This is a genomic window from Candidatus Tisiphia endosymbiont of Nemotelus uliginosus (assembly GCF_964264835.1).
Lineage (GTDB): Bacteria > Pseudomonadota > Alphaproteobacteria > Rickettsiales > Rickettsiaceae > Tisiphia.
Window position 1 is genome coordinate 107993 of sequence record NZ_OZ183485.1, and the last position, 18260, is coordinate 126252.

18 protein-coding genes are annotated in these 18260 nt (G+C 31.9%); 7 read left to right on the forward strand and 11 right to left on the reverse strand.

Annotated features, from left to right (window positions below):
• Window positions 1–232: 232 nt before the first annotated feature.
• The 5 genes from ACFELV_RS00495 to ACFELV_RS00515 all read left to right on the forward strand — a co-directional run bounded on the left by ACFELV_RS00495 (window position 233) and on the right by ACFELV_RS00515 (window position 4570).
• The gene (locus tag ACFELV_RS00495; protein WP_375326283.1) at window positions 233–1576 is read left to right on the forward strand and encodes a glycosyltransferase; all 1344 of its coding nucleotides are present in this window, start codon (window positions 233–235) and stop codon (window positions 1574–1576) included.
• A gap of 14 nt (window positions 1577–1590) precedes the next feature.
• Window positions 1591–2490, forward strand: a complete 900-nt coding sequence (locus ACFELV_RS00500) for an NAD-dependent epimerase/dehydratase family protein (RefSeq protein ID WP_375326284.1) — start codon at window positions 1591–1593, stop codon at window positions 2488–2490.
• 116 nt (window positions 2491–2606) lie between these two features.
• Window positions 2607–3809 (forward strand): hypothetical protein, encoded by a 1203-nt coding sequence (locus ACFELV_RS00505; RefSeq protein ID WP_375326285.1) that lies wholly within the window; start codon window positions 2607–2609, stop codon window positions 3807–3809.
• A gap of 214 nt (window positions 3810–4023) precedes the next feature.
• Complete coding sequence (locus ACFELV_RS00510) at window positions 4024–4278, forward strand: hypothetical protein (RefSeq protein WP_375326286.1); 255 nt, start codon at window positions 4024–4026, stop codon at window positions 4276–4278.
• Window positions 4279–4333: 55 nt separating this feature from the next.
• Window positions 4334–4570: a hypothetical protein gene (locus ACFELV_RS00515; protein ID WP_375326287.1), complete on the forward strand. Its 237-nt coding sequence runs from the start codon at window positions 4334–4336 to the stop codon at window positions 4568–4570.
• Here ACFELV_RS00515 and ACFELV_RS00520 read toward each other — a convergent pair.
• From ACFELV_RS00520 to ACFELV_RS00565, 10 genes are all read right to left on the reverse strand, one after another.
• On the reverse strand, window positions 4561–5640 hold the full coding sequence (locus ACFELV_RS00520; RefSeq protein ID WP_375326208.1) for an IS4 family transposase: 1080 nt from the start codon (window positions 5638–5640) through the stop codon (window positions 4561–4563). The genes ACFELV_RS00515 and ACFELV_RS00520 overlap by 10 nt on opposite strands.
• A gap of 376 nt (window positions 5641–6016) precedes the next feature.
• Window positions 6017–6193, reverse strand: coding sequence for a hypothetical protein (locus ACFELV_RS00525; protein WP_375327567.1), 177 nt, complete (start codon window positions 6191–6193; stop codon window positions 6017–6019).
• Between the two features lie 91 nt (window positions 6194–6284).
• Window positions 6285–6392 carry a hypothetical protein gene (locus ACFELV_RS00530; protein WP_375327475.1) on the reverse strand — a complete coding sequence of 36 codons (108 nt, stop codon included), beginning with the start codon at window positions 6390–6392 and terminating at the stop codon, window positions 6285–6287.
• 11 nt (window positions 6393–6403) lie between these two features.
• Window positions 6404–6613, reverse strand: coding sequence for a hypothetical protein (locus tag ACFELV_RS00535; RefSeq protein ID WP_375326288.1), 210 nt, complete (start codon window positions 6611–6613; stop codon window positions 6404–6406).
• Window positions 6614–6739: 126 nt separating this feature from the next.
• Window positions 6740–6886 carry a recombinase family protein gene (locus ACFELV_RS00540; RefSeq protein WP_375326289.1) on the reverse strand — a complete coding sequence of 49 codons (147 nt, stop codon included), beginning with the start codon at window positions 6884–6886 and terminating at the stop codon, window positions 6740–6742.
• Window positions 6887–7214: 328 nt separating this feature from the next.
• The gene (locus ACFELV_RS00545; protein ID WP_375326290.1) at window positions 7215–9335 is read right to left on the reverse strand and encodes a hypothetical protein; all 2121 of its coding nucleotides are present in this window, start codon (window positions 9333–9335) and stop codon (window positions 7215–7217) included.
• Between the two features lie 406 nt (window positions 9336–9741).
• Window positions 9742–10248, reverse strand: a complete 507-nt coding sequence (locus ACFELV_RS00550) for a YaaA family protein (RefSeq protein WP_375326291.1) — start codon at window positions 10246–10248, stop codon at window positions 9742–9744.
• A gap of 328 nt (window positions 10249–10576) precedes the next feature.
• Window positions 10577–10789, reverse strand: a complete 213-nt coding sequence (locus ACFELV_RS00555; protein WP_375326292.1) for a hypothetical protein — start codon at window positions 10787–10789, stop codon at window positions 10577–10579.
• A gap of 387 nt (window positions 10790–11176) precedes the next feature.
• Complete coding sequence (locus ACFELV_RS00560) at window positions 11177–11875, reverse strand: hypothetical protein (protein WP_375326293.1); 699 nt, start codon at window positions 11873–11875, stop codon at window positions 11177–11179.
• 462 nt (window positions 11876–12337) lie between these two features.
• On the reverse strand, window positions 12338–13135 hold the full coding sequence (locus tag ACFELV_RS00565) for a transposase (protein ID WP_375326294.1): 798 nt from the start codon (window positions 13133–13135) through the stop codon (window positions 12338–12340).
• A 595-nt stretch (window positions 13136–13730) separates the two neighbouring features.
• On the opposite strand from ACFELV_RS00565, the gene ACFELV_RS00570 reads away from it, so the two are divergent.
• The gene (locus ACFELV_RS00570; RefSeq protein WP_375326295.1) at window positions 13731–14873 is read left to right on the forward strand and encodes a hypothetical protein; all 1143 of its coding nucleotides are present in this window, start codon (window positions 13731–13733) and stop codon (window positions 14871–14873) included.
• Window positions 14874–15138: 265 nt separating this feature from the next.
• Here the strand turns inward: ACFELV_RS00570 and ACFELV_RS00575 are convergent, their stop codons facing one another.
• Complete coding sequence (locus ACFELV_RS00575; protein WP_375326296.1) at window positions 15139–16011, reverse strand: Rpn family recombination-promoting nuclease/putative transposase; 873 nt, start codon at window positions 16009–16011, stop codon at window positions 15139–15141.
• Between the two features lie 1243 nt (window positions 16012–17254).
• Between ACFELV_RS00575 and ACFELV_RS00580 the strand changes: the two genes are divergently transcribed.
• Entirely contained in the window at window positions 17255–17800 is a 546-nt protein-coding gene (locus ACFELV_RS00580; protein ID WP_375326297.1) for a PPC domain-containing DNA-binding protein, read from the forward strand.
• Window positions 17801–18260: the final 460 nt, after the last annotated feature.

Genomic DNA, 18260 nt, shown 5'->3' on the forward strand with positions numbered 1-18260 from the left:
ACAGTTATAATAGTAGGATTAGGTTTTGTGAATTTTTCTGTTTAAAGTAACATTTTTGATTATTTGTTAGCGAAAATTAATAGATTTCCGGAAGAAAGTGCTATTGGTTAAAGAGCAAGAAGCGCTAGTTGTGCATCAGTTTCAAGATACTTTGGAGGGCTTTGTCGTATGTATTTACTAAAGTCTTAGTAGATGCGATACAGCCTTAATTTATAAATGAATTTATAACTTTATGAAAAAAACTAATATATTAACAAATTATTTTGATGCTGTTGTTATGTTAACATGGTCCAATTGGCATACAGAACTTAGGAGCAATCGTTACCACTATGCTTCTAGATTTTCACGACATCTTCCTGTAATTTTTGTCCAACCTGATTTGGTAGAATTGTCATATTACTATGAGACTGTAGAGCTAAATAATTTTTATATTTTGCATTTATGGTGTCAATATGAACAAAAACAATATGATTTGTTAAATCAGGCACTGGCTGAAAAAAATATTCTGCAGCCTTTAATTTGGAATTATAATTCTTACTTTGCTGAATATTTGGAAAATAAATACTTTCCTTTACGTATTTTTCATGGTACAGAAGATTATTTTTCTATCGATTCTCCAATGAGGATTACTGAAAATATACCATTGCAAATGTTTAAATTAACAATGGAAAGAACTGATTTATTAGTTTCTGTTTCAGAAGGTGTAAATGAAAGTTTCTATAAGAATATAGGATATAAAAATGATAGTATTATTATCACTAATGGTTGTGATTATCATTTTTACTCAAAATATGTCACGATATCTAAAATTAAAAAAAATCGTAAAAACAAGATAGTGTTTTATCAAGGGAATATTTATTCAAAATTAAACTATGAATTATTGGATAAATTAGCAAAAGAGATGTCCACCTGGCAGTTTTGGTTTTGTGGTAAAATTGTATTTAATGAGCTAGGTTGGCAAAAATTATGTGAAAATCCAAATGTTAAATATTTGGGATTGTTGAAAGTGGAAGAACTACGTAAATATTTTTATAGATCTACTGTAGGTATTATTCCTTTTGTTGAACAAGATTGGATTATTGAAAGATCGTTTCCTCTAAAATCATTTGAATATTTAGCTGCTGGGTTACCGGTTGTAACTGTTCCAATAAAAGCATTATTCCCTTATTCTCACGTATTTCATTTCGCTCGAACAATTGATGAATTTAAAGAAAAGATACAACACGCTGCCAAAGAACGTTATGATAAACATGCTCTTGATAAACGTCTTAGAGCAGCGGCAGTACAAGATTATGACTTAAAATTTGATCATTTACTTCAAAAGATTGAGCGTAGAGTTGATGTCATCCTAAATAATATAAAAGAAGCGAAACACATCGACATAAGCAAATCTTTGCATAATCAGTCTAAATTGGAGCAAAAACTCTTACAAGTCAAAGATCCATATTCTTGGACTATTGTTAGAAATCCTCATGCTATTAGTAATAGAAGCTATAGTATTCTAACATTTATCAAGCAAATTATACCTAATAAATGGAAACAACTAATAAAATCTTTAATTAACAACTTCAAATGATTGGTATTGTGCATATGAAACAACAAAAAGCCCTGGTAATTGGTTCAGAGGGGAATATTGGGAAACCTTTAGTAAAACATCTGAGAAGTTTAGGATATCAAGTGCTTAGAATTGATCATAAACCAGCTTCTGAGGAAGATTATGTAATGGCTGATATCAGAAATACCACAGATATGGTATCAGCTTTTGATTGGCAACCTGATATAGTTTTTCATCTTGCAGCAATGGTAAGTCGTGTTACTTGTGAACAAGCATCTTCATTAGCTATTGATGTAAACCTTACTGGCACTCAAAATATACTTAACCTTACAAAAAGAGTAAAGGCTCATTTAGTTTACTTTTCAACCTCAGAAGTTTATGGTCCTGATATAAAGATTATGTCTGAAGACATAACACCACGACCTAATAATCGTTATGGTTTATCTAAGCTACTCAGTGAATCGCTTGTTGAATATGAAGTAACACAATATGGTTTGAGTGCGGTAATATTAAGACCATTTATGGTGTATGATGAAGAAGAAGAGTTAGGTAATCATAGATCAGCAATGATTAGATTTGCGACTAACCTTGCATCTGGACAAGAGATACAAGTACATAAAGGTAGTGCTCGTGGTTGGTTACATGTGTCAGATGCAGTGCGTGCTATTGAGGCTGCTGCTAACGTCAAAAAATTTTCTGTGATTAATATAGGCAATCCTGATATTCGTCCGATTGATGAGCTAGCTGAAATAATTAGGGCAGCTTGTGGTACGAGTAAAGATTTAATACACATAACTGATCTTCCCCCTAGAATGACTTTAGCTAAACGGCCTACACTTGAGAGGCAGCGGGATTTATTAGGGGTAACACCTAAAATAACTTTAGAACAAGGAGTAGAACTAGTTTGTAAACGTATAAAAGATAGACTACATTAATGAAACATTTTCTCTTATTATGTAATCGTCCAGCAAAGGGCACAAATGCTGACACTATATTAGAGCATATTGATTCTTTAATACAGATGCCTGGTTGGAAAGTGTGGGAAATATCAATGATCGGAAATATCCCTAATACAATTAATCTTAGTCGTTTTGATGCAATTGGTATTCATTACAGTCTTCACTTAAGTGATCCGGATTATCACTATTTGAGCGAGAGTTCAATTAATCTTCTGTCACGTTTTTTAGGATTAAAATGCATTTGGATGCATGATGAATATAGGCGTGTTAACGCAGTAGTTCAGATTTTAAAACGAATAGGTATTGATGTTATCTTTTCACTTGCTTCGGGTTCTACTTTAGAAACTCTTTATCCAAAAAAATTTCTGCCTGATACTCGTTTGGAAACAGTTTTAGCGGGATATGTTTCAAATAATCTGCGTACAAAAATGACAATTCCTATAAACTCAAGACCTATTGATATAAGTTATCGTACTCGTCGCCCTCCTTTCTGGCTAGGTTATCTAGGACAAGAAAAAATTAATATAGGAGAAAGTTTTGTAAATAATTCACTTTCTAAATCTTTGAATTTAGATATTTCCGTAGAAGAATATGATCGTGTTTATGGCGATGAGTGGCTAAATTTACTAATAAATAGTAAGGCAGTTTTATGTGTTGAAAGTGGTTCAAGTGTTATAGATTTCTCAGGTAATATTGAACTTGAAGTTGAAAAAGCTTGCGAAGAAAATAAGAAAATTACTTTTAGAGAAATTAAAAACCGCTATCTATTAGATATAGATGGCAAGTACTTAATTAATCCTATTTCTCCAAGGGTATTTGAAGCAGCAGCTATGGGTACTGTTATGATTGGTTTCATAGGACACTATTCTGGGATTATGAAGTCTTGGGTACATTATATTCCGCTAGAAAAAGATTTTTCAAATATCAATACAGTGATTGACTCTATTAAAGATATAAAATTACTGGAAAAGATAGCTGCAAATGCAAAAAGAGATTTAGTAGAAGTTGATGATTATTCATATGAAGCTTTTTCTGCTTTTTGTGGACGTACTTTATTAGAAGAATTACATAATCGGACCTATATACAATTAACAACAAATCCTTATATTCCAATGACTTTTATGAAAGATTTATTATTTAGTCCAAAGTATATTTTTCATAATTATATTACTTATTTTTTTCAAATATTTTTGTTACGATCAGCACTTCGATTCTATATGTGTCATATTTGGCTGAGGCTGCCATTATGGTTACGTCAGTTGATCAAACCTATATTAAAAATACTTGGAAGGTAATAACAAATAATTTATGAAAAATGCTATACAGTTAATAGGACAAAATTATTTTATACCATTTCCGGGAACTAAATTATCTCCGTTCGTCGTACTGCATGATCTTCTGCTCCTCACGTAGCCGTCTCTCACACTACTGGACAGAAAGCAGGAGGTGATTGCAAAGGCTAGCAAATAGAGTATTTTAGATTGAATACAAAAGAATCTGAGGTACTCTATGTTACTAACCGAATTATTATATAATCATTTTAGGATGATAAATTCAAGGCTAAATACGTTTAAAGGCATAATAAAATCATTAATATTATGCCGAGGGAGCAAATATAAAAATATGGCAGAAGAAATAGCAGGTGATATATTATTAGATTCAAAAATAAAGTCTGTATATAGATTTCTACAAGAAGATCATATTAATATGGATGATTACATAGTACCCCACAGATTTTACAGGAGGGTTAAAATAATAAATTGAATAAGTGACTGAGAGTCACTAATCTCCGCTGAGAAACAAGCAACAGGAGGTATTAATGGACTCTCAATCACTATACCAAATATTATACATATTTTTAGATTGGCACCCAGCACGAATTAAAACATTTGCAGAATTAATTTGTGCAGTAGTAAAAGCTAAAACTGTGAGAATCAAAGAATTAGCACTGTATGTCGCTTCTAAAGGCAATTTGCATGCCAAGATTGTTAAAGTTGAGCGTTTGCTTTTAGAACAAAATATGTGCTTTATCATAGTACCCCACACTTATTGTTGAAGTTGAAAGGCATGCATAATGTGTTTTCGTAGTAATGAAAACAACATAGCAGGGGTATCACTTAACGAGTTATAAAAATAATCTTTTATCCAATCAAATCCGTAAGTAAATAATGAGTATAATTTACGACCATGTTTTTTGATCTTTATAGGATAAATTTTGTTCTTAATGTCACCAGCAAGCACGCAAATAGCTAAGGATAAAGATACTATTGCAAATAGTTTTTCCAGCTTTTTTTGATCTGTAATGTGGGTATCTTCAATATTAAATCCAGATGACTTGAGAGACAGAAAAGGTCGCTCAATGCTCCACCTCTGCTTATATGCTAGCAAAGCACATTCACCAATAAGCACATTACTAGCAATAAATAGTTGCTCTCTTTCTAATTGCAAACAAGTTATTTTAATTGCCATACCATTGTAAATTTTGCTTTCTATAGTTTTAGTGTCACCCATTTGCATATCGGCAAAACATTTATTCAACTTCATCTTGCCACCGTTGAAATGCTTGACCTTCTCACTTTTTCTTAGCCTGATAGCAAAAGGTAATTTTTGGATTCCACCCATATATTGCAACCATTCCTCACCAACAAATTCCCGATCGGCAAGGATAAGCTCTATCATTTCCTTAGGTATAATTGTTAAAATTTGCTCAATCAATTTCTTTCTTTCATTAGTAGAAGAGTTGCCTTTTTTATCAAGTAACAACCATGCTATAGGAATTGAAATATTACCATAAACGATAGTTGCAACAAAAAAATTCAAATTTTTAATACCAAATTGCCAGCTGGTTCTATCTATGGCAAGGCTAATTTTACCTGTTAGACAGAGCAATTTAACAATAATTTTCCCTAAACTTATAAAGCACATATTTTGTTCTAAAAGCAAACGCTCAACTTTAACAATCTTGGCATGCAAATTGCCTTTAGAAGCGACATACAGTGCTAATTCTTTGATTCTCACAGTTTTAGCTTTTACTACTGCACAAATTAATTCTGCAAATGTTTTAATTCGTGCTGGGTGCCAATCTAAAAATATGTATAATATTTGGTATAGTGATTGAGAGTCCATTAATACCTCCTGTTGCTTGTTTCTCAGCGGAGATTAGTGACTCTCAGTCACTTATTCAATTTATTATTTTAACCCTCCTGTAAAATCTGTGGGGTACTATGAGTCGTTCTAAGCAATTTTTTGATCTCCTGATCATAAAACTGCTTAAATTATATCTTTTTCAACCTACTTAACGTTTCTGTCCAGTAGTGTGATTAGTGTATACGCTCCGGCGCTCGACACTCATACTCCTAGTACTCATGTAGTTTTAGGAAATGGTATGGTGTTTAGTCCCAGAGTGTGATGGTTAGGATTAATAATAAATCTATTTGGATCAGATTGCCATATTGTTATAATAAATTCATAAGGAGTTAGACCTTTAAGAGATTTAAGTCTTTTACAGGGTCATTTGAACTTTTCTAACAAAAGGCTTCAGAATAGTAGGAACAATCCTCTTTAGAGGCAATAATTTATCAAAAAATTTTGCCAAAGCCTTTAGGCTTTCTTGACTATTTTGTATTGTGCAACGTGTTGTCTCTGTCGTTTTGGCGTAGCCATGTAGTATTTGTCCCATAATTCCTCTTTTGATGGTAATTCTTTATAATATACACCATCACACTCTGAGACTAAACACCTAGTTAGATTGGTTAGATTCTTGGAGCTTGCTAAAGCCTCTGCCCCTCATCAGTAATATCGTGATAATATAGAACTAACTTAGTCAAATTTCTTAAGTATCCAGAAGCTGCTAAAGCTTTTACTCCTACATCACTAATTCCGTTATGGCTTAGAGATCTAAGCTAATTAGATTGGTTAGATACTGAGAGTCTACTAAAGCTTGTACTCCTGTATAACCAATATCACTCTCCCATAGAGTTAAAGTTATAACTTCACGATGATGTCTTAAGTATTCTAAAAGTTTGTGAATAGCTTGAACATCTAATGCAATATCCTTAATAATTAATTTTGCCCCCTCGTGATATTTAGTGAAATCCATATTATTCCTATAACTTCAGTTTCAACTGGAGATATCGTTTATCTATCCTATACTCAAATGATTTAAATATTAGACTTCAAATGCATAAGAATATATCCCCTAATTCTAATTTAATTAAGCATTTTTCTACCCTGACCTAACTGTTTTAGCTCCTGATATTTTATCTGTAAATATGTTATCTTTAGTACAACCTGCTTTTTCAAGAGCATCAAATTGCAATTTTAAATTTTGCTTATGACTATTAATTTTGGCATATCCAACTAGTTTTGACATTTTCTCATTTATTAGATAGAAGTTGAGAATATAATAGTTTGATGTTTGAGATGGGTAGATTATACAATATTTCTATTAATTTGGAATAAAAATCTGTTGTCTTATCAAAGGACCTTTTGTTGAGACAGGAAACTATGCCATGTCGTAAAATCTTACCTGAATTAGAAAGTCTACCTTTTGAAAGATGTCTTTTAGTGTAGCAGATTTTTATACAAATAATAAAATGTATTCTTCTATAAAACTTTTATTGTGTGGTAATAGTTGATTGCAACTTAGATAAAATCTCTTATTACTATGCTATGTTTGATAACACAACTATTGCTTAGTATTATCTTTGTCTGGTCGTTTGCAAGCTAGTTTTTCTTATGTTATTAATTTTTTCTTTACTTATTCTAGGTTTTAATAATATTTCTTTAAATTTTGTACTATCACGAATAGCAGTTTCTACTGAAGAAATGATTTCTAAGTTTTTAGAAGAAATTTGTTTTACTAAATAATTTGATAGGCGAGATAGAGATATTGTTTTACAAAAATTTGCTATCCTATAACGGATCTTATCTATAAAAGGTATGGGAGTAGTGTTAGTAGTAGTTATATTCACTAATTTCGTTGTATCAACGATATGTTGGTCATAGATTTTATCTTTTCTAATATTATCGCATTCTTCTTCAGTAAGGTATTTTTCATTTTTTAGTATATCTAATAACCTATCATATAATCCTGCTATTTCTTTTTTAGGAATTTGCCTTCGTTCCTTTTTAAGATTATTTGCTATAGAAATTAATTGATCTTCAACAAGTTTAAGTCGTTTTTCCGTGATTGTGATATATTCTCTAGGATCTAGATTTGTTATATCTTTTTCTATCTCTATAGCAGTAATAGTTTTTTCTTGCCACTTTTCATTAGCGGTTTTTTCCCATTGTTGTTGTTGAGTATATTTTTCTGTATATCCATCATAAACTTTAATTTGATAATTATTTTCATTAGCCCAATCTAAGGCATTTTTTCCTTCAATTTTAATATTATGATGAGCCGCATAAGCAACTGGGTCTTTTATTGGTGAATTAGCAAAAGCTTCCAGCCACTCACCGTTTTGAAATTTAGTAGAGACATTACTAAATTTGCTTACTATATCTACTGATTTGGCTATCTCTTTCATATTACTGAAATGTTCTTTTAACTTATTCTTATAAAATATTCCTAAATCATTAAAATCATTAAAAGGACCAATGTGATACACATTATTTCTTTCAAATCGAAAAACAGTACTTAAGTCTTTTGGATCAAATCCAACTTTTTTTAATTCATCAAATTTTTGATTTATTATAGCCTCTATTTGTTTTTCATCTATCTGATGAATCATTTGATTTAATGATTCACTATATTTCTTAATATTAAAAGATAAATTACCGTTTTTAATTGCATTGCTATAGTTGACACCAAGGTTTGAAAACAATGCATTTGTTGCTTCAACCATAGCAGCAAAATCTTGATGAAATGCCATAAAAGATCTTCCATGATCTATTTTAGTTACGGTTCTATCATTTTGTATCATCAAATTGCCAGCATGATAATCTACTTCTCCTAATATATGACAGGCAGCAATTACTTTTTCAAATCCTTCTAATACTTGTAAATTAGTATTATTTGCTCTAATATAGGTAGCATCTTTTACACCAGAAAATTCTGAAAGACTTATAGCATTTTCAAAAAATTTAGAACGAATATAAAGTGAGTTTGGATGAGATTCGTCTGGTGTAACTAATGCTTCTTTAGGAGTGCGATCATACAATAACAACTGATACATAGTAGAACCAATAAGTTCGTGTATGGCATCTCTTCTATCGATAATAGCTTGACCTCGTTTTTCCGTTGCTAACAATAAGCAATCATCATGACTTTTATAAAAGTGCTTTAAAATGAAAGTATGTCCTGTTGCTTTATCAACAGTAATATAGCCAGTAGATACGCCAACTTTTTTTGCTTTTCCTGCTAGAAAGTCTGTTTGTGGAACAATTACTTTATCAGCTAGCATTTGCCTAACATTTTTTTGCCTAGGCCTTGCTACAGATTTACCATGAACATCTACTTTTGTATTACTTAATTCTTTTATAAGTGTTTTTTTGCGTTGATCATTTAATCGATCAAAAAGAGGGAGATCGATAATCTCCCTTAATTCCTTATTCTTATCTCCAGAAAATATTTCTTTGATTTTATTTGATATTGTCCATAACTCTTGGTCCGTGAAATTTAATGAAGATATTTGAGCTTTGTATGAAGCTATATTTATTGGAGAAGGATCATGAGAAAGTAAGTTTATAATTTCGACAATATCTTTAGTTTTTTCTAAAGTTTCTTTGTCATATGACTGTTCTGGTAAAGCATTTGTTGGTTTATTCTCTAGCATAGAAGTTTTTTTAATATTTCTAGTGTTATAATTATAATTCATAATTATAACAAAACGATTAAATCAATTCCTTAAGCTTTCTAAAAGGTTCTGTCGCATCTGTTTTAGAAAAATTAAAATTATTACACTTAAGTCACTATATTATAGTATATCTGAGATTATCACTTTTTTTAAATAAATGACAAGAATAAAACTATATGTCAGAGTCAAAGAATACAATATCTACTAAATATAATCTATATCAGCAATTCTCGCTAGCAATCTTCTAGAAACAGCAGAGGGACAAGGTTTTACTAATAAAACAGTGCGAAAAATAAATTTTGAATTAGGCTTAGGTATCAGGCTTGTCAAACCTATAGGGAATTGCTGAATCTATATGAACGTTATATTATGACCGTAGGTATTATGGGGCAATCAATGTACTACATACAAGCCTATAAAATATTTTCTACTCAATCTGCAGAGGATATTTCATTACCTGCTTACTAGCTTTTTTAGCATTGATACCTATTACTTGTAATTTATTATTTCGTTCTTCTTTAAAATGGATATTAATTATAGGGTATTGCAAATTATGCTGATTTATGGCAATAGCATACTCATTAGATGCTAAATTGATAAGATATTTACTTGAGTGGGTTACTAATATTTGATTGATATAAGTAGTCACCTGATCCTGCCAAAAATTTGCTAATTTCTCTAAATCTGGTAAGGTTACTGACATTTCTAAGCGATAAGGCTTAATTAAATCTAGAGGTTTAAGTACTCCATATAATCCTGAGATAATCAGTAAATGATCTTGTGAAAAGTTAATTTGTTCTTGAGTAAAATTTTGTTTATCAATGTTTTGATAAACATCTCCAGTATAAGCGAGTACCGCTTGCTTAGAAACCTGGTTGTCAAAATTCTGGAATCGCTCATAATTAAGTTCAGCAATTTTATCACTCATCTTCATTAATTACTTAATCTGATTTTTAGATAAATCTTTACATATTTGTAATAAATGATGAGTTTTCTTAGTAAAATAATATTGTGTTGCTGGTGTGCTAATTGTTGCATGCAGGAAATTCTGAGACTTTGATGGAGAAATAATACTGAGCATGACGATTTATCTTAAAGGAGCAGAAACATTATCTAATTCCTATTAGACTTCCTGCATAAGTTGATTATTTTCGTCTTGTGCAGGAAGTCTATTTTAAATATAGGAATACTAAATTCTATAATGTACACACTTAATTGATAAAACCTTAATTCAAGTTTATTCAATATATAAAAGGTTCTTCCTATCTACTAATTGGCGATTTGCCTGGAATTGTTTTGCCATGGACATTGCCACCACCATATAATTCTACCCCTTTTGCAACCGATATATTTTTATTTTGTGGTGTGCTTTTATAGTTTCCCAATTCTCCAAATTGTTGCGCTTTATCTTTAACACTTTGTCCTATTGTTGTAGCTTCTGTTTTGATCGTTGTATTGATGTCTTTATCTGGCATAATTAGCTCCTAATATTCTTGTTAAACTTTGTTTATTAGAACTATTTAAGTTAAGTAACAACTTAACCTAAATTTAGGTTAGCTTATTCACTAAGTCTTTACAAGATATTTTATGAGATTATATTTTAAGAATATACGATATTTGCAAAACAAATTTACTGATCTTTACTAGTACCGAATAGATGAGGACTAACTTTCTTCAAATGTTTGAACATCATTTCTTGAGTGGAAAATAATTTCCTTTGCAACTTTATCAGTGCCTTGGATGGATTTAATTGTATTTGAAATGAAAGTCATTAAAATAAACAGGAGTAAGCGGGAGAGTTAACTAGGGATCTGAGGGGAGGTTAGAAGGGCCCATTTTTAACACTAGTCCTAGACGCAGAATCATGAACTGCTGGAGTCAATAATATTCTCACCACTTAATAACTCTATGTTATCCTTAAAATGAGTAATATCTTTACTATGTCCATATTCTATCAAAAACATATTATATAATGTATTATAAAGAGCACCATCAAACTTCAGAATACCATCTTTGGATTCTAAGTGGAGGTAGTAGCCTTCCCTATAACTGATATTCAGTTCTGCTGTTGGCTCTAGCTCCACTATAGATGAATTAGATAATTTTAAATTATTTATACTCAATATCGAATTTTTAGTTAAAGTTAACATTGCATAATCCTCTAGCTCAATAGTATCAAATTTGTTAGTGTTGGAGTACTGTAATACTACTTGGCTACCATATTTCATTGTTAATACAGGAGGTTTAAAAGTAAAATGAAGGTATAATCTTAGGGGATAGCTATACTCGCTTATAATTAAGGCCTTTAAATCACTATTATTTAAATTCATAGTGATAGATTCATTAATATCTGGAGGGATAATTCGTATTTCATTTGTATTGTTCTTATTAGCCTTAATAGCTAGGGTAATAATATCATTATTCTTTACCAAGAAAGTATTAACGTAGAGGGTAATATTATCGTGTTCTATATGAACTGTTGAAGTAGAGAGCTCCAAGCTTCGTTCTAGAAGAGAATGATTGCACATGATTCTGTCATGTTGGTGGTATATCTTAAACAAGTTTATTACTACTCCTATTTATTACTGATAGCTGAACAAGCATACGATAATACTACTGATAAATGTTTTTTTTATCTACCATAATTTTTCCAAAGGCACTATTTACTTTACATTTTTCTAGCCATGTATACTGCATTCTTAGGAGGGGGGGGTCAGTAATGGGTTCTGCTTATCCAACTATTAGTAATTTATCATCAATAGTTAGAGTTGAATTATCAGAGAAAATCTTAAAGATTTCTCCTCCTAACAAACTGGTTTTAAAGAAGGTTCTATTTTAACCACACTAAACCCCAGTCTTGTTGCCTGTTTTTGTAGGTTTTTCACCATTGTTTCTTGGTATTGTTTTTCATAAGTTTCAATTCCCTTTTCTACATATAGCTTAGATCAGTAGGATACAAACAAGATAACATACCAAAGGCATAATAGATATGCACACTTGGAGATACATATAGTGTCAGCACCTTAACGATTTATGCCATAATCTTTACCATATTTTAGTAGGCGATAAAACATACATGCCAGCTTCCTTGCTGTAGCAGTAATAGCTTTTGGTGTACCAGCTCTACCTTTGATTCGTCTATAAAATCCTGCTAGTGCTGATTTACCTCTACCTAAGCTAAGAGCAGCCATTCTAAAAGCCATACTTGCCTTATTTTCTACTTTCTTTGTTCTAGTATCAAATACTTTACCACCAGTAATTTGATTTGTAGGACTTAAACCAAGCCAAGATGTAAAGTGTTTCTCTGTACTCCATTTGTCCATCTCTAAGCCCACTTCCGATACTATCGTTTGTACACTGAGCTCACTTAAGCCCGGAATTGCGGTAAAATCTACTCCTACTACATTATATAGTGATTGTTGTAAATCAAATTTTGGGGAGTTTTTGTTCTTGCGTTGCTTTTTGCTATTTGTTAAATCACCACCACCACGTTTATCAAATTCTTTGTAACATGCTTCTATCGCTTCGTCACACTTACTAATTTGTTTTAGGTAAAATTCATAAATATCTAATTCTTGCTTTAATACTATAAGATGCTCTTTACGGTAATCTCCCTCTAGTGTTTTGACAATGGTTTTAACATCACTTTTTATATGTGGATCTCTAAGTGTAGCTAATTTATTTGCATATCTTTCGCCAGCAATAATTGCTTTTATTATACTGATTCCTGCTACTATGCTAAACTTCCGCTTACTATAGTCTAGAGCTGAGGCGGTTTCAAGAGCTCTTTGGTGAAGGGGCACGAACGTAAAGGCTAACAAATGCCTGATAAGGCAAGAAGGTAGAAGAAGGAATACAGAACAAAAAAATAATGGCTTACCATCTCAACTCAAGGACTAGCTCGCTATATGAGCTCATAGACCTGTCCAGCGTAACTTGCTACTCATGGTCTATGGGCATTAACTCAACTTCTAAGAGGTGAAAGCGAAAAGATCCTGTTAGCCATAACACCGTAATAATTTTAGGAAGCCATCCAGCTTATTTGTGGGGCGCTGGCGTCCTAAAATTATTATGACATAGTAATTGCTACCAGAAGCACAAAACTACCACCTAAATAGCAGCTGGCTATTGCATTAAAATAATGGAGAATTGGCTGCAAAAATTAGTTGATACCTAAATCCTAAGCTAAAATCTTTGAATTCAGATAAACCTACACTTGCAAATGTGACAGAACTAAGTTAAACTATAATTATGAGGAATATAAACAAGAATGTCAGGTCAATAAGGTGTGATGTACTTGTAGAAGTTAAGATACAAATACAAGAACCACAAACCAGTACCCTATTAAGCAATATAATTAAGATAATAAAATTATGCCACTACCAAGAGAATTTATTGATAAAAAGTTGACACAATTTGAGGATAAAAAAAAATCAAACTATTGAAAAATTATTAGCTTTTGTTAAAGAACTAATGGATGCAAAACATACTAATGAAGAAATAGCAAAATTGCTTGAAGAAAAGAGCACTAGTGTTGATTTTAATTTAAATATGACTGATGATCAAAAGGGTAATACTCTTGTAATGCAGGCAATGAAGAAAGCATTTTTACGTCCAGAATATTATAAGTTAGTGGGAGTACTTATTTTGGTTCCAGCGGTGCAGTCTAATTTAAACCAGATAACTAATCAAGGTGGTAAAACAGCTTTGGAGTTAGCTATAGAGTTTAATGACGAAAAAATAATAGAATTACTTGATAATACTATGAATAATCCTTTAAATGAGGCAATAAATTTATTAGATCTGCAAGAAGTAAAGAAAATAGTTCAAGAAAAGCCTAATTATATAAATAAAAAAGATCTAAATGAAGAGATCCCTCTTCATTTAGCACTATGTCATCAAGTATTATTAATGTCATGTAATGTTTCTAAGTTTGGGGTAATACAAAAAGTCGTCCCTCAGGGAGTAGAATATGAACTAATTCCACCAGAACAGATGAAAAGCTCAGAAAATAAAGCACTTAAAGATTCTTCAGATCAATTTATTAATAACGCTAGAGAAATACCTGCATTATTAATCGAAAATGGGGCCATATTAGATAAAAAAAATACACATGAACTAACCCCAGTGCACTTTATTAAGAAGCAATATTCTAATATAGTAGTAGAGGCAATAATAAAATATATAAGTAAGGGGGAAGATGATGAAGATCAATGTAAGAGATACAATGAGAAGTTAATAGAATTAGAAAGAGCAAAAATAGGGACTCCTTCACGGGAAGTATTACTAAAAGAAGTAGAAGGAAACGAACAAGCATTAGACACATGGGACCCAGTGGGTGGTATAGAACAATCTATTGCTCAACTGAAGCAATGGCATCAACAGCAAATTAAAGGGCCAGAAGAAGTAGAAGAATTGAATGCTAATCTATCCCAATTACAAGTAAAAGACATACTAGAAGCAAGTGCAAGCCAAAAAGGTGTAGGATCCATTGCTCAAGAATCACAAGACCAAAAAGTTCCTTCTTTATTAGGACAAGATGCAAGTAGTGAAGGATGATTTGTCATTAGTGGATAACTAGCTTACGGGGAGTGTGCGTTTAACTCTGTGTCAGGTATTAAATTAAGCTTTAAAATGCAACCGATTAGGGAAAAAATATCAAGCTGAGAAATGGTCAATGCCCAATTTGGGATTGGCATATTCTACTTTTGAGTGTGCTAGTCAAGACTTAATCTGACAGAGGTTAAAAATCAGGCAGCAATATTTTTGCAAGTTAGGCTGTCTGATATTTCTTGTATATTAGCAATATTTTTTAGTAATTCATTTATCCTCTAGTAACTGATAATCTTGTCATTTTAGCGATGTCTTCAATAGAATAACCATTATCTCTCATCATTTTTATCATTTTAGCTTCACCTCTAGCTTCTCCGATTGGTATACCTTCAGCTTTAGCAGTTTGTATCAAGTAGTCTTCTGCTGCTTGATTATCCATAATCCGTTTAGTCTCTTGCTCATAAGTCAGTAATTCTTCTTCTGTCCAGTTAAACTGGTTTAATTCTTCGTACGCTCTTTCTATTACTTGATCAGATCCTATGATCTTACGTAAGTCGGCTTCACTAGTTTCATCCGCATGCTTAAAGAAATAACACCATTTTTCAATTATATTAGTCAGTAAATTTATATCAGTGATTTTAAACTTTGGTAGCTCAATAAAGGTAAAGGAAAAATCCTTTAAATCATGAGCATAACTATCTTTATCTAAAATAATATGATCAGACTTATAGAACACTTTATCTTTAAAGATTATATTATCACTAATAGCAATAAATATTACTGCTTTAAGATCTATATATCTGGCTCCTTCGTTTTTGCCTTTATTTAACTGCCGTGAGTAGGCTTTAGCTGCGTAATACTGAGCTCGCTTCTCAAAACCTTCTTGGGGAGATACTTGCATCTCAATAATAATTTGCACGCCATTTTCATTTTTACATAACACATCTACTATGCTTTGCTTCTTTGAAGCAATTTCAGGATCCTGGATAGTAGGTAAAAAAGTTACTTCCTTAATTCTCTCACCATTTTTAAGCTCCAGCACATCATTAATGAAGTGAATAAGAATATCTTTATTCTTCTCCGAGCCGAATATTCGCCTAAATGCAACATCATTTTTAGGATCAAGAAATTTAGTAACGGCCATAAGTAGTAATTTATTTGCGAGTTGTAATTAGTTTTACACGTTACTCATTATACCGCAAATCTATTAAATATAATAGTATAGGTGTAGCGGCTTTCTGTAGCCACGCATTTCTAGAAAATTAAAGTGTATTAGTTGATCCCTTAATACCGCTTGTTGTATGGGCACCACCAGTAAACTTCAATATTACTTATCTACTGCGAACAGAAAGGTAGCCTTTCTGCTTTATTTTTTCTTGCTGATCTTTCGTTATTTACTAATTAAATTCTCTCTGTTATTTCCTCCTTCCAACGAGAGCCAACTGCAAGTTATTTGCCATTTTTTTGGCAAATGGGAAAAATTAAAGTGTTGGCACTTTTAGGAGTTTTTCCCTATCCTGCTTCTATACTAACTTCCGCTTATTATAGTTTAGCGCCGGGGGGTCAAGGGCTTTTTGGTAAAGGGATTCAATGTAAAGATTAACAGACAATGGGTAAAGCCAAGAGGACAAGAAGGGAGAGAAAAGCAAGGGTACAAAATAATGCGCTTACCACTCTAAACTCAAGGACTAGCTGGCTATGTAAGCTCATAGACCTGCTCAGCATAACTTAGCTACTCATGGTCTATGGGCATTAACTTCACTTCTAAGAGATGAACGCAAACAGATTCAGTTAGCATCACACTGTAATAATTTTAGGACGCCAGCATTCCCCAAATAAGCTGGCTGACTTCCTAAAATTATTACTATATACCCACTGCTCACAAACTTGTATATCCCAAGACCTAACTTGTCGGTTATATGGACTTGTGGGAAACTTCCTAAGTTTTCCATCAAAATCCACATAACTTATTCCTTGCTGCCGTAGGCTTTTTTGTTAATTTCTACGAAGCTATGATGGGTAAAATTACGTTGTAACTTCGTATAAATTAACAATCCTTTTAGGAGAAAACGATTTGGTTTTACTGCTCCCTTTAGATCACTAGTTACTTCTCCCGCTTACTCCTGTTTATTTTAATGGGTTTGGGCACCCAAGTTATGCAAGCAAAACTCATTAAGATAAACAAACTCTTATCTACTTTTTTCTACCCTCCTCTCCATTAATATGATAATATACATATATTAATATTAGACTCTGTTTTATGGCTACTAAACCTTTATCTACTATTACTAAACTTGCTAATCTAGAACACTCTAAAAAACAACGTATCGCTAAAATTGCAGAAGGTGCTATAAGCAGCAGCCTTGCACAATAAGATGAAGGATAATATGTTATTAAAGCCTCAAATTCTTTTATTATCAATGATTTTATTATCATTTTTTTCTAATTTTTCTAAAAATTATGTTATGGCTAGTGATAAAGTTGGTAGTGTAGGGATTATAAATAATATGATCACCTCCTTTGCAAAGAGTAATAATGTTAATTTTTATGCTATACGTATACATCCAGGGCAAGATCTTAAGAAAGAAATAAATAAATTTGTGATTAACAATTCCATTAAAGCTGGAGCTATAGTTACAGGGGTAGGGAGCTTAAGACAAGCAAATCTTCGTTTAGCTAATGAAAAAGAAGCAACAATGTATAAAGATAAGTTTGAAATTGTATCTTTAGTAGGAACTATAGGACTAGAAGGACAGCATTTGCATATATCTATATCAGATAAAACTGGTAAAACTGTAGGAGGGCATCTTATGGATGAAAACATAATTTACACTACTGCAGAAATAGTGATTATTAAATTTAATGATTTACTTTTTTCCAGAGAGATGGATAGTATAACAAATTGTAAAGAACTAGTGATAAAGCAGAGTTAGTAGTTAACATTTAATCTGAGTGTGCCAGAGAAAACATCTAGTAAACTAATAGCTAAAAAATTATAAGGGGATTGTTGTTCTTTCTTCGACTCGCCCTGGTCAATACCTTCCATACTTCAACAGCCGTAATGTTTTCTATCTTACATTCAACCAAACTTCTTCGGATCTACAGATGTTATTTGCTGGTGGGGTAAACTTGACTCCAATCTAGGTGGATACAAAATTATCTCCTGCAAAGATCAACTTGATGTTGATAACATAATCTTATCCGTGATTAAACGAAGAAAAACTTGTGGATCTCTTCCGTTTACATAATAACAATATGAACCTTGATCATCTTAATTTATGTTAACTTCCAGGTCATATACTGAGAATAACCACAGTCAGAGAGTAAAATATGATACAAAAAACTGTGCTCTTAGCTTTACTGTGCATGCCAATATTATCTGGATGTGCATGT

Bases quoted from the DNA above. Each gene is read 5' to 3' on its own strand.
- ACFELV_RS00495 (WP_375326283.1), top strand. From the start codon at position 233: ATGAAAAAAACTAATATATTAACAAATTATTTTGATGCTGTTGTTATG.
- ACFELV_RS00535 (WP_375326288.1), bottom strand. From the start codon at position 6,613: ATGGATTTCACTAAATATCACGAGGGGGCAAAATTAATTATTAAGGAT.
- ACFELV_RS00550 (WP_375326291.1), bottom strand. From the start codon at position 10,248: ATGAAGATGAGTGATAAAATTGCTGAACTTAATTATGAGCGATTCCAG.
- ACFELV_RS00580 (WP_375326297.1), top strand. From the start codon at position 17,255: ATGTTATTAAAGCCTCAAATTCTTTTATTATCAATGATTTTATTATCA.
- ACFELV_RS00500 (WP_375326284.1), top strand. From the start codon at position 1,591: ATGAAACAACAAAAAGCCCTGGTAATTGGTTCAGAGGGGAATATTGGG.
- ACFELV_RS00545 (WP_375326290.1), bottom strand. From the start codon at position 9,335: ATGAATTATAATTATAACACTAGAAATATTAAAAAAACTTCTATGCTA.
- ACFELV_RS00540 (WP_375326289.1), bottom strand. From the start codon at position 6,886: ATGTCAAAACTAGTTGGATATGCCAAAATTAATAGTCATAAGCAAAAT.
- ACFELV_RS00515 (WP_375326287.1), top strand. From the start codon at position 4,334: ATGGACTCTCAATCACTATACCAAATATTATACATATTTTTAGATTGG.
- ACFELV_RS00520 (WP_375326208.1), bottom strand. From the start codon at position 5,640: ATGGACTCTCAATCACTATACCAAATATTATACATATTTTTAGATTGG.
- ACFELV_RS00510 (WP_375326286.1), top strand. From the start codon at position 4,024: ATGTTACTAACCGAATTATTATATAATCATTTTAGGATGATAAATTCA.
- ACFELV_RS00555 (WP_375326292.1), bottom strand. From the start codon at position 10,789: ATGCCAGATAAAGACATCAATACAACGATCAAAACAGAAGCTACAACA.
- ACFELV_RS00505 (WP_375326285.1), top strand. From the start codon at position 2,607: ATGATCGGAAATATCCCTAATACAATTAATCTTAGTCGTTTTGATGCA.
- ACFELV_RS00525 (WP_375327567.1), bottom strand. From the start codon at position 6,193: ATGGGACAAATACTACATGGCTACGCCAAAACGACAGAGACAACACGT.
- ACFELV_RS00575 (WP_375326296.1), bottom strand. From the start codon at position 16,011: ATGGCCGTTACTAAATTTCTTGATCCTAAAAATGATGTTGCATTTAGG.